Raw genomic sequence first — 13,275 nt, forward strand, 5'->3', positions numbered from 1 at the left:
AGCCGCCCGGAGCAGCCTCATGACCGTTAAACAGATGCGGGCCTTTCTCGCAGTGGCCCAATCCCTGAGTTTCGCCGCCGCCTGCGAGCGTCTGCACCTTTCCCAATCGGCGTTGAGCCTGACCATCAAGGGCCTGGAAGAAGGCTTGGGCGGGCGTTTGTTCAGCCGCAACACCCGCAACGTGGCCCTTACCCCTGAAGGCGAATCGCTGTTGCCCCTGGCGCGCCGGCTGATCGCCGATTGGGACAATGCCGAAGACGAACTGCGCCAGCGCTTCACCTTGCAACGCGGCCGGGTGACTGTGGCGGCGATGCCATCATTTGCGGGCAACTTGCTGCCGCCAATCCTGAAGATATTCCGCGCACGTTACCCCCAGGTGAACGTGACGGTGCATGACCTGATCAACGAGCAGGTCATGGAGATGGTCCGCGACCGCCAGGTCGAACTGGGTGTGGCGTTCGAACCGTCGGAGGGTTCATCGCTGGCGTTCACACCGTTGTACCTGGACCGCTTCATTGCGGTCGTACCCGGCGATTCACCACTTGCGCAGCGCGATGATATCGACTGGAAGACTCTGTTGGAGCAACCGTTCATTACCCTGCAACGGCCTTCCACGGTGCGGGTGATGCTGGAGGAGCACCTGGGTGCCCTGCAGATGAAGCTGCCGGTTGCGCTGGAAAGCCATCAGTTGGCGACAGTAGGCAAAATGGTTGCCAGCGGTCTGGGCGTCAGCGCAGTCCCGGCGTTGTGCGCGCAACAGATGGAAGAGGCGGGCGCCCATTGCATCACCCTGGGCGACCCCGTGATCGAACGGCCGATTGGTGTGTTGACCAAGCCAGGGCATGAACTGTCGGCGGCGGCGCAGGTGTTGTTCGACATTTTTCGTGATGAAGCCGTGAAAGGCCGGTTCCCACTCTGAACTGTGTAGGAGCCGGCTTGCCGGCGATGGCGATCTCAAGGCCGCTATCGCCGGCAAGCCGGCTCCTACAGGTTTTGTGGTGGTATTAAAACGTCAGGGCAATAAAAAAGTCCGCTCGGTTAGCCGGGCGGACTTAGTGTGCTAACTAATAGTTAGTAGTAACGGTCGATCACTTTAACTTGCGAGCTGTCCTTGAAAGATGCCCAGGCATTGTTAAGTGTCTCGAATACATGTTCGATAAAGTTGCGATCGGCCGCGGCCTTCTTGCCGACATAACCCTGGCCACGGCGGTACATCTTCAGGCGCGCCGCCAGTTCACGGTTATTGCGGTCAAACTCAGCTTCTTCGGTATGGGGCGCCAGGCAGTCAATTTGGACTTCGCCCGATTTACCCACCCAAAGGATATGGTCGTCGAGAGTGTCTTTCTGCGCTGCGAACATCTCAGCCAATTCATCGATAGTTGGTTGGTTGTTCAGATTCATGTGTAAGCCCCTTGACCAGTTGGCGATCTATCAATTGATACATGGTTAGTTGTCTCCGGTTCCGAAAACCGGGCGTCAGCGACGGTCTGCCGAATACGGGCAGGGTCTTGAACCTGATGCATGTAGTCTTGCTGATGAACTGCTACGCAATGGTTTCATAACGAAGACAAGCCGCATTTGAGCGCCTTGTACCGAGCCCTCCGGGCCGGTCAGCTTCATCAATCTGCCTTGTGGGCAGTGCACATCCGGAAAAAACAGCTCGGCGGTCAGACGAGCTCTTTCAAAACGCTTGTTGCCAACGCTCCCGATCCGGGAGACGTCTCGATAATGCAAGGACAAAAGGGTTACGTCAACGATTATGTAGTGATTATTTTTTAGCACTACATAAATTGCTGTAGGGACGGGAGAATGCGGAAAAACGTGACCTGTGCGTCATTTTTCGTGCGGTTTGGTCGCGGTGCCCAGTGGCCAAATTGAACACAGAATCCTGTAGGAGCTGGCTTGTCGAATCGTCGCACCGCGGCGATAGCGGTGTGTCAGCGACGAATGTGTTAACTGACAGTCCGTAATCGCCGGCAAGCCGGCTCCTACAGGGGATCTAATTCAGCCGTTCGGCGAGTAACGGCAATAATTGCTCGCACGAAGCCTCGATCTTCACCTGCAACAGCTCATCCCCACGGGTCTTGCCGAGGTTGATGGCGATCACCGGTTTGCCTTGCTCGACCATGGCCTTGCACAGGCGAAACGCTGAATAGGCCATCAGCGATGAACCCACCACCAGCAGGCCCTCGGCCTGTTCCACCGCCGCCATGGCGTTGGCGGCCGTGGCCTGGGCGACGTTTTCGCCAAAAAAGACCACATCCGGCTTGAGCCGTTGGCCGTTGCAATAGGGGCAATGGGGCGTCTGGAAGCGTTCTTCGAAGGCTGGATCAAGCAAGGTGTCGCCGTCAGGAGCCTGTACGGCGTCGACGCCAGCGAGGTAGGGGTTCTCATCTTCCATCAGCCGCTGGATCACATCGCGCTCGCTGCGCCGCAGGCAATCCAGGCAGAGCACACGGTGCAGGCTGCCGTGTAACTCGATCACACCCTGGCTACCGGCCTGATCATGCAGGGTGTCGACGTTTTGCGTGATCAGCCCATTGATGCGCTCACGTTGTTGCAGCGTCGCCAGTGCCCGATGCGCTTGGTTCGGCTGTGCAATGCGTACCCGTGGCCACCCCAGCATTGCCCGGGCCCAGTACCGGCGCCGCGCCTGTGGGGTGGCCAGGAACTCCTGGTACATCATCGGCGCCTTGCCCCGGCGCACGCCTTCGCTGTCGCGGTAATCGGGAATGCCTGATGACGTGCTGATGCCTGCACCGGTCAACACCAGAAAACGCCGTTCGGCCATGGCGCGATACAACGTGTCGAGGTGGTCTTCCAGATGTTCCTGCGTGCCTGGCATGGGTTCCCCTATTCGCCGCGAATGTACTGCTCCAACTGTTTGATCAGGTCAGCCTGGTCGGCAATGGCTTCCTTCACCAGGTCACCGATGGACAGCAGGCCCAGCAGTTTGCCGTCTTCGACCACGGGCAGGTGGCGCAGATGACTGTCGGTCATGATGTTCATGCATTCGTCGACCTTTTTATGGGTGTCGACGGTGATCACCGGAGAGCTCATCACCTCATGGACTTTGGTGGTGACCGATGACAGCCCCTTGAGCATGATTTTGCGCGCGTAGTCACGCTCACTGATGATGCCTACCACTACACCATCCTGGACCACCGGCAAGGCCCCGACGTTCTTCTCTGACATCCGCACCAGCGCTTCAAACACGGTATGGTCGTGCTTGATGGTGTGGACATCCTGGTTTTTCTGGTCCTTGGCTTTGAGCACTTGTGCGACGGTTTTCATGGCGGCCACTCCGATGTTGTTGTTAGTGGGTCAGGGTCCCCCTACAGAATCCTAGACGGCCCACGCCGTCGCAAGGTCCAAAGCGGCGTCAAACCCGTCGAAAAACGTCATTCCCCGGATTTTTTTGCGGTTTACCCCGCAGTTGTCGGCTTTTTCGCCCGTTTCGGGCCCGCTGCTGCCTTGCGTGGGGCACTCTTGCGTTTCTTCTTCCAGGGTGTGGCGCTTCGGCCTGCGGGGGGGGCCGGGGCGGTGATGGTCATGCGCATCCCGTTGCAGCGTGCCACCTGCTTGCTCATCCAGGCCGCCTGTTTGGCAACGAATTCCTCCAGGCTCATTTCACCGCTTTGCACCATGTCCAGTGCCTGCTCCCAGATGGCGGTGGTGCCCGGGTCGGCGATGGCGCGGGGCACTGCGTCGATCAAGCTGAACGCCGCCGCTGTGGCTGACAAGGCCTTGCCGTTTTTCACCAGGTAACCGCGATCCAGCAGCCCCTGGATAATTCCGGCACGGGTGGCCTCGGTGCCGATGCCGGTGGTGTCCTTGAGCTTCTGCTTGAGCAGTGGGTCTTCCACCAGCTTGGCGACGTTTTTCATCGCCTTGATCAGGTCCCCTTCGGTAAAGGGCTTGGGCGGCTGGGTCCACAGGTCTTTCAGGTTGACCTTTGCCACTGCGTAGTACTGGCCCTGCACCAAGGTCGGCAGCGCTTGAGGCGCCGGTGCTTCACGCCCCTTGGCCGGGGCCAGCGCTTCGGGCAATGCGCGTTTCCAGCCTGGCTCGATCACCACCTTGCCCACCGCGCGCAACGCAAAGCCTGCGCAGTCGAAATCCGCCTGGGTGCGATCGTATTCATGGTTGGGCAGGAACTGCGCCAGGTAGCGGGCACGAATCAGCGTGTACACCGCGCGGTGCTTGCCGGTGAGTTGGCTCGCATCCTTGCCGGCGCCGGTGGGGATGATGCCGTGGTGCGCGCTGACCTTGGCGTCGTTCCACGCCCGTGAACGGCGCTGGGCATCGAGATGCGGCATCAGCTCATTGACGGCCGCGTCTGCGCGCCCGAGTGCTGCGAGGATCTTCGGTGCTTCGCTGTGCTGGCTCACCGGCAGATAGCCGCAATCGCTTCGGGGGTAAGTGATGGCTTTGTGGGTTTCGTAGAGCGACTGGGCGATATCCAGGGTTTCCTGGGCGCCGAGGCCCAGTTTCTTGGAGCAGATTTCCTGCAGGGTGCCCAGGTCGAAGGGCAGGGGAGCCACTTCGCGCATGCGCTCGGTACGCAGCTTGACCAGCCGTGCACCGGCGGCGTTGCTCATCGCGTCTGCGGCTTCCCGCGCCAGTTGCGGGTTGAGGCAGCGGCCCTGGTCATCACAGGCATCCTCGGCGGCGCGCCACTGGGCGGTGAAGGTCATATGTTCATGTCGCAGGTCGACGTCGATGGCCCAGTAGGCCACCGGCACAAAGTCGGCAATGCTGCGATCGCGGTCCACCACCAAGCGCAAAGTCGGCGTTTGTACGCGGCCCACGGGCAGCACACCCTGATACCCGGACTGGCGCCCGAGCAAGGTGAACAGGCGGCTCATGTTCATGCCGATCAGCCAGTCGGCGCGGGAACGGCCGAGGGCCGAGTGATACAGGCTGAAGGTCTCCGCCCCTGGCTTGAGTGCGGCGAGGGCCTTGCGGATGGAGGCGTCATCGAGTGCCGACAGCCACAGGCGCTGGATAGGCCCGCGATAACGGCAGTGCTCCACCAGCTCACGGGCGATCATCTCGCCTTCGCGGTCGGCGTCGGTAGCGATCACCAGTTCCTGGGCTTCCCCCAACAGGCGCTTGACCGCCTTGAATTGGCTGGCGGTCTTGGGCTTGACCCGCATCTTCCATTTTTCCGGGATGATCGGCAGGTCGGCCAGCACCCAGCGTTTGTACTTCTCGTCGTAGGCATCGGGCGGGGCAGTTTCCAGCAGGTGGCCGATGCACCAGGTGACGGTAACCCCGGTGCCCAGCCAGCACCCGTCGCCACGGCGGCTGGCGCCGAGCGCGGCCGCAATGTCTTTGGCCTGGGAGGGTTTTTCACAGAGGTACAGCCGCATGGTCAGCCCATTCGTTACACAGTTGAATGGGGAGCAGGATGGGCAAAAGAAGGGATTTGATCAACCATTATCTGGATGGATATACAGCAATTTGTGTGTCGATCCCCAAACCAAATGTGGGAGCGGGCTTGCTCGCGAAGGCGGTGGGTCAGTCAACTCGTCTGTGACTGATGCACCGAATTCGCGAGCAAGCCCGCTCCCACAGGGTATCTCCAGTGTGTGGACGATCAGTTGTTGTCGATATCCACGTTGCGCGTTTCCTTGAGGCAGAACAGCCCCACGATCAGGCTCACCCCAGTCACGGCCACCGGGTACCACAAGCCGTAGAAGATATCGCCGGTGTACACCACCAGGGCAAACGACACGGTGGGCAGGAACCCACCGAACCAGCCGTTACCAATGTGGTAAGGCAGCGACATCGAGGTGTAGCGGATACGCGTCGGGAACAGTTCTACCATCAGCGCCGCCAGCGGGCCGTAGCACATGGCCGCGATCAGGATGAGCGCCACGATCAGCACCACCACCATGGTCTTGTTGACCTGGGCCACATCCGCCGAAGTCGGGTAGCCGGCCAGGGTCACGGCGCCGCGCAGGGCGGCTTCGTCGAAGCCATCAATACGTACTTCGCCCACGCTCACCTGTACCGGGCTGCCGGCCGGTGCGGCGGCGCTGCTGTAGGGCAGGCCCTGCTTGACCAGGAACGTCTTGACCTTGTCGCACGGGCTGTCGAATTTGGCCTTGCCCACCGGATCGAACTGGAAGGTGCAGGTGGCCGGATCGGCCGTCACGGTGATCGGCGCCTGGTGGCTGGCCTGGTCCATGGCGGGGTTGGTGTAGTGCGCCAGGCCCTTGAAGATCGGGAAGTACAGCGCGGTCGCCAGCAACAGGCCGAGCATCAGCACCGGCTTGCGCCCGATCTTGTCCGACAGCCAGCCGAAGAAGATAAAGAACGGCGCGCCGATCACCACGCTGATGATCAACAGCATGTTGGCCAGGGCCGGGTCCATCTTCAGGAATTGCGTGAGGAAGAACAGCACGTAGAACTGCGCCGCGTAGAAGGTCACCGCCTGCCCGCCGTTGATGCTGAACAGCGCAATCAGCACGATCTTGAGGTTTTCCCATTTACCGAACGAGTCGCGGATCGGCGATTTGCTGGCCTTGCCTTCCTCTTTCATTTTCAGGAAGGCCGGCGACTCATGCAGGCTCATGCGGATCCAGGTAGAGATACCCAGCAGCACGATGGAGAACAGGAACGGAATACGCCAGCCCCACACCTCGAACTGGTCACCAGTGAAGTAACGGCAGGCCAGTACCACCAGCAGCGACAGCAGCAGGCCGAGGGTGGCGGTGGATTGAATCCAGCTGGTGTGGAAACCGCGCTTGCCGGCCGGTGCGTGCTCGGCGACGTAGGTCGCTGCACCGCCGTATTCGCCGCCCAACGCCAGGCCTTGCAACATGCGCAGCACGATCAGGATGATCGGCGCCGCAATGCCAATGCTGGCGTAGGTGGGCAGCAGGCCGACGCAGAAGGTTGCCACGCCCATCAGGATGATGGTCACCAGGAAGGTGTACTTGCGCCCGATCATGTCCCCCAGGCGGCCAAACACCAGCGCGCCAAAGGGGCGCACCACAAAGCCTGCAGCAAACGCCATGAGGGCAAAGATGAAAGCTGTGGTGTCGTTGACCCCGGCAAAGAACTGCTTGCTGATCACCGCCGCGAGGGCGCCATAGAGGAAAAAGTCATACCACTCGAACACCGTCCCCAGGGACGAGGCGAAGATGACTTTCTTGGAGTCGTTGCCGGCGCTGGCGGTCACCGCCGAGCCCAGGGGTTGAGCATGTTCTGACATCGGGTAGCCCTCACAGTGATTATTTATTGTTGTTCCACTGTCGGCGCCAACTTCAGCGCCGGTCGTCCTTATGTAGGAGCCCGGCTTGCCGACGATGGCGCCCTCAAGTCAAACGCAAATCCAGAGGGTGCAATCGCCGGCAAGCCGGACGCCTGCAGGTCACGCGGGTGTGGCGATTGTTTTCTCGGGAGCAAGGTTCCTTGTATTCGGCGAAAGGATCAGCTGTGCGGCTTTCTCCGCAATCATCAGCGTAGGTGAACAGGTGTTGCCGGACGTGATGCGCGGCATGATCGAGGCGTCGGCGATGCGCAGGCCTGGCACGCCATGCACGCGCAGTTGCGCATCCACCACCGCATCCGGGTCATCGCCCATGCGGCAGGTGCCCACTGGATGGAAGATAGTCGTACCGATACGGGCCGCCGCTTCGTGCAGTTCTTCTTCGGTTTGCAGCGAATCGCCAGGCAGATATTCCACCGGCTTGAACTGGCTCAGGGCAGGCGCGGCGACAATGCGGCGCGTCAGGCGGATCGCGTCGGCGGCTACGCGCAAGTCTTCGGGATGGCTTAGGTAATTGGGGCGAATCAACGGCGCATCCGCAGGGTCGGCCGAGCGAATATCAATGCGCCCGCGACTCTGTGGGCGCAGGTCGCAGACCGACGCGGTAAACGCCGGGAACCCGTGCAGCGGTTCGCCAAAGCGCTCCAGGGACAGCGGCTGCACGTGGTATTCAAGGTTGGCCGACGTCTGCTCGGGGCCTGAACGGGCGAACGCCCCCAGTTGGCTGGGCGCCATCGACAGCGGGCCGCTGCGGTCATACAGGTACTGCAGGCCCATGCCCATCTTGCCCCATACGGAACCGGCGATCTGGTTCAGGGTGCGGGCGTTTTCCAGCTTGTAGATCAGCCGCAGTTGCAGGTGGTCCTGCAGGTTGCCGCCCACGCCGGGCAGTTCGCGCAACACCTCGATGCCCAAGGGTTTGAGCACGTTGGACGGGCCGATGCCCGAGCGTTGCAGAATGCCTGGTGAACCCACGGAGCCGGCACACAACACGATTTCCTTGCGTGCCTTCCAGCTCACCTGCTGGCCATGCTGGCGTGCGATGACCTGCGAAGCGCGGCCGTTTTCCAGCAGCACGCGGTCGACGTCCACATCCGTCAGTACCGTGAGATTAGGCCGCTGGCGAACCGGCTTGAGAAACGCCTTTGCCGCGTTCCAGCGCACACCGGCTTTCTGGTTGACCTGGAAGTAGCCGCAGCCTTCGTTATCGCCAGTGTTGAAGTCGCTGATCGGCGCGATGCCGCTTTGCGCCGCGGCATCCCGGAAGGCGTCCAGGATCGGCCAGTGCAGGCGCTGTTGTTCCACGCGCCATTCACCACCATCGCTGTGGAAGTCCGAGCCGCCGGCAAAGTGGTTTTCGCTGTGCTTGAACAGCGGGAGCACGTCGTTCCAGGCCCAGCCCGGGTTGCCCAGGGCCGCCCAGCCGTCGTAGTCCTGGGCCTGGCCACGCATGTAGATCATGCCGTTGATGGAGGAGCAGCCGCCCAATACTTTGCCGCGCGGATAACTCAGCGCACGGCCTTGCAGGCCTTCCTGGGCTTCGGTCTTGAAGCACCAGTCGGTGCGCGGGTTGCCGATGCAGAACAGATAGCCGACGGGGATGTGGATCCAGGGGTAATTATCGCGGCCACCGGCTTCCAGTAGCAGCACGCGGTGGGCGGGGTTGGCGGACAGTCGATTGGCCAGCAGGCAGCCTGCGGGGCCGGCGCCTACGACGATGTAATCGTATTCAGCAGTTGCAATGGGCATCTGAAGGTCTCGCTTGTTTTTCTTATGCGTTCCATCCTAGTTGTTAGTTTTCGTCTTAAAAATGTTAGTTTTTACCCAGCTGCTGTGCGTTTTTAAACAGCGCGGCCGGAGTTCATGCAATGGAGGCGACATGTTCGACTGGAATGACTTGCGATATTTTCTTGAGTTGCAACGCAGCGGCCGCCTGCTCACCGCCGCGCAGCGCCTGAAAACCACCCACGCCACCGTGGCGCGGCATATCGAAGCCATCGAAAAAAGCCTCGGCACCGCGTTGTTCGTGCAGCACGCCCAGGGCTACGAACTCACCCCTGCGGGCGAGGCCCTGCTCAAGCACGCCGAAGCCATGGAAAACGTCGCGCTGCTGGCCGAAGACGAACTCACCCATAGCGCCGCGCCCCTGGGCAAGATCCGTCTTGGCGTCGCCGAAGGCCTGGGCGTGATGTTCCTCGCCAGCCGCATGGGAGGGTTGTTCGAACGCTACCCGGGGCTGGAGGTGGAGCTGGTGGCGGTGCCGCGCTTTGTCAGCATCCTCAACCGCGAAGCGGAAATCAGCATCCACCTCGAACGCCCCAGCGTCGACCAACTCGTCACCCGCAAGCTCACCGACTACCGCCTGGCGCTCTACGCCAGCCGTGCCTACCTGGACCGCAACCCGCCGATCGAAAAACGCGAAGACCTCGCCGCCCATGCCTGGATCGATTACGTGGACGACCTGCTGTTCAGCCAGGAGCTCAAATTCCTCAGCAGTTTCTGCCGCAACCCCAAGGTGGTGTTCCACAGCACCAGCGTCATCGCCCAGCACCAGGCCGCGCGCTCGGGGCTAGGCATTGCGGTGCTGCCGTGCTTCATGGCCGCCGGCGACCCGGACCTGGTGCCGTTGCTGCCGGGGGAGGGCATCCAGCGCAGCTACTGGATCAGCTCGCGCAGGGAGCTGCACAAGTCAGTGCGGCTGCGGGTGTTGTGGGATTACGTGGTGGAGTTGTGTGCGCGGGAGCAGGGCTTGTTGCTGGGTGAAACCTGACTGAATACACCGGATCAAACCTGTGGGAGCTGGCTTGCCTGCGATGGCGGTGGATCAGTCACCAGATTTATCAACTGACACACCCCATCGCAGGCAAGCCAGCTCCCACATTTGACCGGTGGTGTTGCTTGAGCCGCGTCAGGCACGCAACTCAAACTCCACACTCCCCAACCGTTCCCCATTCACCAACACATGCACCACATGCCGGCCGGGGTAGTGCTTGCGCGTGGTCATGTCGCGAATGTGCTGTTCGCGCCGAACGTGCTGCTGCTCGCCGGCGCCCAGGCTGAAGGCCTTGAGCTTGAACACCTTGTTTGCACTGTGGCCGGCGCTTTTCACGTAGTCGATGGCGTAGTCGACCACCAGCTTCTGTGGCGCAGCAGCGATGGATTCCAGGCTGAAGGACAGATTGATGCGCTCGCCGAGGTTGATCACTGCCGGCGTGACCTTCAGGTGGTGAAGCTTCACCTCGGCCTTGGCCCCGGCACCCATGATCGTCAGTGCGCGGGTGTTGCCTTGCTTGATCAGGCTGCGCAGGGCGTGGCGGGCGATCCAGGCGGTGTGGGGGTTCTCCAGGTTCCAGCCTTCGATCAGGCCGAGTACCCAGTCGGGGTGGTCCTTGGTGATGTCGTTGAGGTGGTTGGCCACCGATTTGCGCACGTACAGGCTGGGGTCAGCCTTGAGGTTGTCGAGGAGCGATGCGCACAGCTCGGGGTTGGCCTGCACGTCGGTCAAGCGGAATGACCAGGGCAGGCGCGGGCGCGAACCTTCGCTGGCCAGGCGGCGCACGTGTTCGTTGTCATCCAGCGACCAGGCTTGCATCACCGCCAGCGTGCGCGGGAAGTCGTGCAGCAGAAAGTGGCGGATGGCGAATTCGGCGGAGCCAAAGGTGGTGAAGTACTTGAGCGCGGCCATGGAGCGCTTGAAATCATCCAGCCCGTAGCTCGCCACATAGTGCGGCAGGAACAGGCTGACAAACGAACTGTTCAAGCGCGGCGCCAGGGCATAAAGCAGTTCAAGGCTCTGCGGGTAATCCAGTGGGATCACCGCGTGGAGGCTCTCGCTGACCCGCGCCATGCGCTGCATCACCGACAGCTCGGCCAGCCCGTCCTTGGCGTGTTTGAGAAACCCCTTGGCGTCGAACGCCGGGTACACCGCTGTCATCTCGGTGGCGATGTGTTGCAGGCGTTCGACGTTGAAGATTTCCTTGAGGGCCGGGGCGCTTTGGTCGGTCATCGGTGATTCCATAGGGTGGGGTCAGAGAAACCAGCGGTATTCCCGCGCATGAATCTCTTGCTGGAAGGCCAAGTGGTCCTGGCGTTTGTTCTCGCAGTACACGTCGACAAATTCGGCACCCAGCTTATCGCGCAATACCGGTTGGTGTTGCATTGCGCGCACGGCCTCGAGCATTTCCAGGGGGAAGTCGGTGCCGCTGCTGCGGTCCTCGTTCAGCGGGGCGATGGGATCGCGCTTGGCTTCAAGACCATGCTCCAGGCCGACCAGGATCGCCGCCAACACCAGGTACGGGTTGGCGTCGGCGCTGGCCAGGCGGTGCTCGATGCGCAGGTTGCGTGGGTCGGACTCGGGGATACGCACGCACGCGTCGCGGTCTTCAAAGCCCCAACTGGCGCGAGTCGCCGCATTCACCGTGCCGCCCAGGCGGCGGAAGGCGTTGCTGTTGGGCGAGAAGATCGGCATGCAATGCGGCAGCAATTCCAGGCACCCGGCCACCGCGTGACGCAGCGGTTGTTGCTGGTGCGCGGCCAACAGATTATTGCCCGCGCCGTCATACAGGCTGACGTGCACGTGCATGCCGCTGCCGGGATATTGCAGGTACGGCTTGGCCATGAAGCTGGCGCGGTAACCGTGCTTGAGCGCCACGCCCCGGGTGCTGCGGCAGAACAGGGCGGCCCAGTCAGCGGCGCGCAGGCCGTCGTCCAAATGGCCGAAGTTGATCTCGAACTGGCCGGGGCCGATCTCGGCAGTGATCACCGTGATGTCGATGCCCTGGTCTTTGGCGGTCTGCGCCATGTCATCCAGCACTTCACTGAACCGTGAAAGCCGCTCGATGTGCAGGTTGGGCTGGTCATCGGCGTCATCGCTCAGCGGGTCGCGTGGGAACTGCGGCAGGCCGTTGTCGAGTTTTTTGTCGAACAGGTAGAACTCCAGCTCGAACGCCACCACCGGGTGAATGCCCTTGTGTTGCAGGCGCTCCAGTACCTTGGCCAGCACTTCACGGGGTTCGAACTCGATCGGTGCCTCGGTGCCGTCGGAGGTGATCAGCATCTGGCCCAACGGCTGTGATTCCCAGCTCACTGGCTTGAGCGTGCCGGGTACCAGCCGACGGTTGGCGTCCGGGTCGCCGTCGTTGAAGCAGTAGTCACCAATCTTGAACAGCCCGCCCTGAGCCCCCAGCAGCACAGCGTTCTGCGGCAGCTTCAAAGGGCTGCCAGCGGCGACTTTTTCCAGCATCTCGATGGGGTAGCGCTTGCCGTAGAAGTGCCCGGGAATGTCCAGGGCGATCAAGTCGACATAACGCACATCGGGATGGTTCTGGCGAAAGGTCCGTACTTCGGCCAGTAACGTGGAGGCATGGCTTTTCACGGGTGCAACTCCTAGTTGTAAACCCACAATACGCGGGCGGGCAGATCAGTCAGGTTGGCGTAGCGGCAATGGGCAAAACTGGCCAGGTGGAAGCTGTCGCCCGGGCCGAGGGTGACCGAATCGGCTTCGCCCTCCACCCACAGCGTCAACTCACCTTCCAGCACGAAGCCGGCCTGTTCGGCGCGATCGCTCATGGTTTGCTCGCCGCTGTTGGCGCCGGGGGCGAGCAGGCTGTCGAGCATCGAAAAGGCGCCGTTCATGCTCGGCGAGACGAGGATGTCGGTGATGCCATTGGCGTAGTACACCGTGCGCCGTTCGTTGGGACGAGTGATCCAGTCCACCGCCTTGGGTTTGGGCTGGCTGTAGAAATAGGTGGTGGGCACGTCGAGGGCGTGGCTGATGGCCGTGAGGTCCGCCACGGTCGGGCGCGACAGGCCGCGTTCAACCTGGGACAGGAAACCTACCGAGCGCTCGATCTTGTGTGCGAGCTGGGCCAGTGTGAGCCTCTTGTGCTTGCGCAGGTCGTGGATCAGCGCGGCGAGGGTGGCGAGTTCTTCTTGTGGCGTCATGAAATTTATTTCGATAAATTTCATGAAAAATTACAGGAATTATTTCATGA

Annotated in this window: 11 protein-coding genes; 2 read left to right on the forward strand and 9 right to left on the reverse strand. The window is 61.5% G+C overall.

The features are described from left to right. Positions 1–19 precede the first annotated feature (19 nt). Positions 20–919, forward strand: coding sequence for a LysR family transcriptional regulator (locus HX792_RS19170; protein WP_176997553.1), 900 nt, complete (start codon positions 20–22; stop codon positions 917–919). Between the two features lie 152 nt (positions 920–1,071). On the opposite strand, the gene HX792_RS19175 is transcribed toward HX792_RS19170, so the two are convergent. From HX792_RS19175 to HX792_RS19200, 6 genes are all read right to left on the reverse strand, one after another. Next, positions 1,072–1,401 (reverse strand): hypothetical protein, encoded by a 330-nt coding sequence (locus HX792_RS19175; protein WP_176997554.1) that lies wholly within the window; start codon positions 1,399–1,401, stop codon positions 1,072–1,074. Between the two features lie 598 nt (positions 1,402–1,999). Then, positions 2,000–2,845 (reverse strand): NAD-dependent protein deacetylase, encoded by an 846-nt coding sequence (locus tag HX792_RS19180; RefSeq protein ID WP_176997555.1) that lies wholly within the window; start codon positions 2,843–2,845, stop codon positions 2,000–2,002. Between the two features lie 8 nt (positions 2,846–2,853). Continuing rightward, positions 2,854–3,294 carry a CBS domain-containing protein gene (locus tag HX792_RS19185; RefSeq protein WP_078047822.1) on the reverse strand — a complete coding sequence of 147 codons (441 nt, stop codon included), beginning with the start codon at positions 3,292–3,294 and terminating at the stop codon, positions 2,854–2,856. Between the two features lie 131 nt (positions 3,295–3,425). Next, the gene (locus HX792_RS19190; protein ID WP_176997556.1) at positions 3,426–5,375 is read right to left on the reverse strand and encodes a DNA topoisomerase III; all 1,950 of its coding nucleotides are present in this window, start codon (positions 5,373–5,375) and stop codon (positions 3,426–3,428) included. 227 nt (positions 5,376–5,602) lie between these two features. Continuing rightward, positions 5,603–7,225, reverse strand: a complete 1,623-nt coding sequence (locus tag HX792_RS19195) for an MFS transporter (RefSeq protein ID WP_176997557.1) — start codon at positions 7,223–7,225, stop codon at positions 5,603–5,605. A 159-nt stretch (positions 7,226–7,384) separates the two neighbouring features. Further along, complete coding sequence (locus HX792_RS19200; protein ID WP_176997558.1) at positions 7,385–9,031, reverse strand: GMC family oxidoreductase; 1,647 nt, start codon at positions 9,029–9,031, stop codon at positions 7,385–7,387. A gap of 130 nt (positions 9,032–9,161) precedes the next feature. On the opposite strand from HX792_RS19200, the gene HX792_RS19205 reads away from it, so the two are divergent. Beyond that, positions 9,162–10,052 (forward strand): LysR family transcriptional regulator, encoded by an 891-nt coding sequence (locus tag HX792_RS19205; RefSeq protein ID WP_176997559.1) that lies wholly within the window; start codon positions 9,162–9,164, stop codon positions 10,050–10,052. Between the two features lie 138 nt (positions 10,053–10,190). Here the strand turns inward: HX792_RS19205 and HX792_RS19210 are convergent, their stop codons facing one another. The 3 genes from HX792_RS19210 to HX792_RS19220 are packed head-to-tail and all read right to left on the reverse strand — an operon-like array spanning position 10,191 to position 13,225. Continuing rightward, positions 10,191–11,288, reverse strand: a complete 1,098-nt coding sequence (locus HX792_RS19210; protein ID WP_176997560.1) for a DNA alkylation repair protein — start codon at positions 11,286–11,288, stop codon at positions 10,191–10,193. A gap of 21 nt (positions 11,289–11,309) precedes the next feature. Next, entirely contained in the window at positions 11,310–12,656 is a 1,347-nt protein-coding gene (locus HX792_RS19215) for a glutamine synthetase family protein (protein WP_176997561.1), read from the reverse strand. Positions 12,657–12,667: 11 nt separating this feature from the next. Next, entirely contained in the window at positions 12,668–13,225 is a 558-nt protein-coding gene (locus tag HX792_RS19220; protein WP_176997562.1) for a helix-turn-helix domain-containing protein, read from the reverse strand. Between the last annotated feature and the right edge of the window lie 50 nt (positions 13,226–13,275).

The organism is Pseudomonas sp. B6002 (assembly GCF_013385985.1).
Lineage (GTDB): Bacteria > Pseudomonadota > Gammaproteobacteria > Pseudomonadales > Pseudomonadaceae > Aquipseudomonas.

Bases quoted from the DNA above. Each gene is read 5' to 3' on its own strand.
- HX792_RS19185 (WP_078047822.1), bottom strand. From the start codon at position 3,294: ATGAAAACCGTCGCACAAGTGCTCAAAGCCAAGGACCAGAAAAACCAG.
- HX792_RS19190 (WP_176997556.1), bottom strand. From the start codon at position 5,375: ATGCGGCTGTACCTCTGTGAAAAACCCTCCCAGGCCAAAGACATTGCG.
- HX792_RS19210 (WP_176997560.1), bottom strand. From the start codon at position 11,288: ATGACCGACCAAAGCGCCCCGGCCCTCAAGGAAATCTTCAACGTCGAA.
- HX792_RS19220 (WP_176997562.1), bottom strand. From the start codon at position 13,225: ATGACGCCACAAGAAGAACTCGCCACCCTCGCCGCGCTGATCCACGAC.
- HX792_RS19170 (WP_176997553.1), top strand. From the start codon at position 20: ATGACCGTTAAACAGATGCGGGCCTTTCTCGCAGTGGCCCAATCCCTG.
- HX792_RS19205 (WP_176997559.1), top strand. From the start codon at position 9,162: ATGTTCGACTGGAATGACTTGCGATATTTTCTTGAGTTGCAACGCAGC.
- HX792_RS19180 (WP_176997555.1), bottom strand. From the start codon at position 2,845: ATGCCAGGCACGCAGGAACATCTGGAAGACCACCTCGACACGTTGTAT.
- HX792_RS19195 (WP_176997557.1), bottom strand. From the start codon at position 7,225: ATGTCAGAACATGCTCAACCCCTGGGCTCGGCGGTGACCGCCAGCGCC.
- HX792_RS19175 (WP_176997554.1), bottom strand. From the start codon at position 1,401: ATGAATCTGAACAACCAACCAACTATCGATGAATTGGCTGAGATGTTC.
- HX792_RS19200 (WP_176997558.1), bottom strand. From the start codon at position 9,031: ATGCCCATTGCAACTGCTGAATACGATTACATCGTCGTAGGCGCCGGC.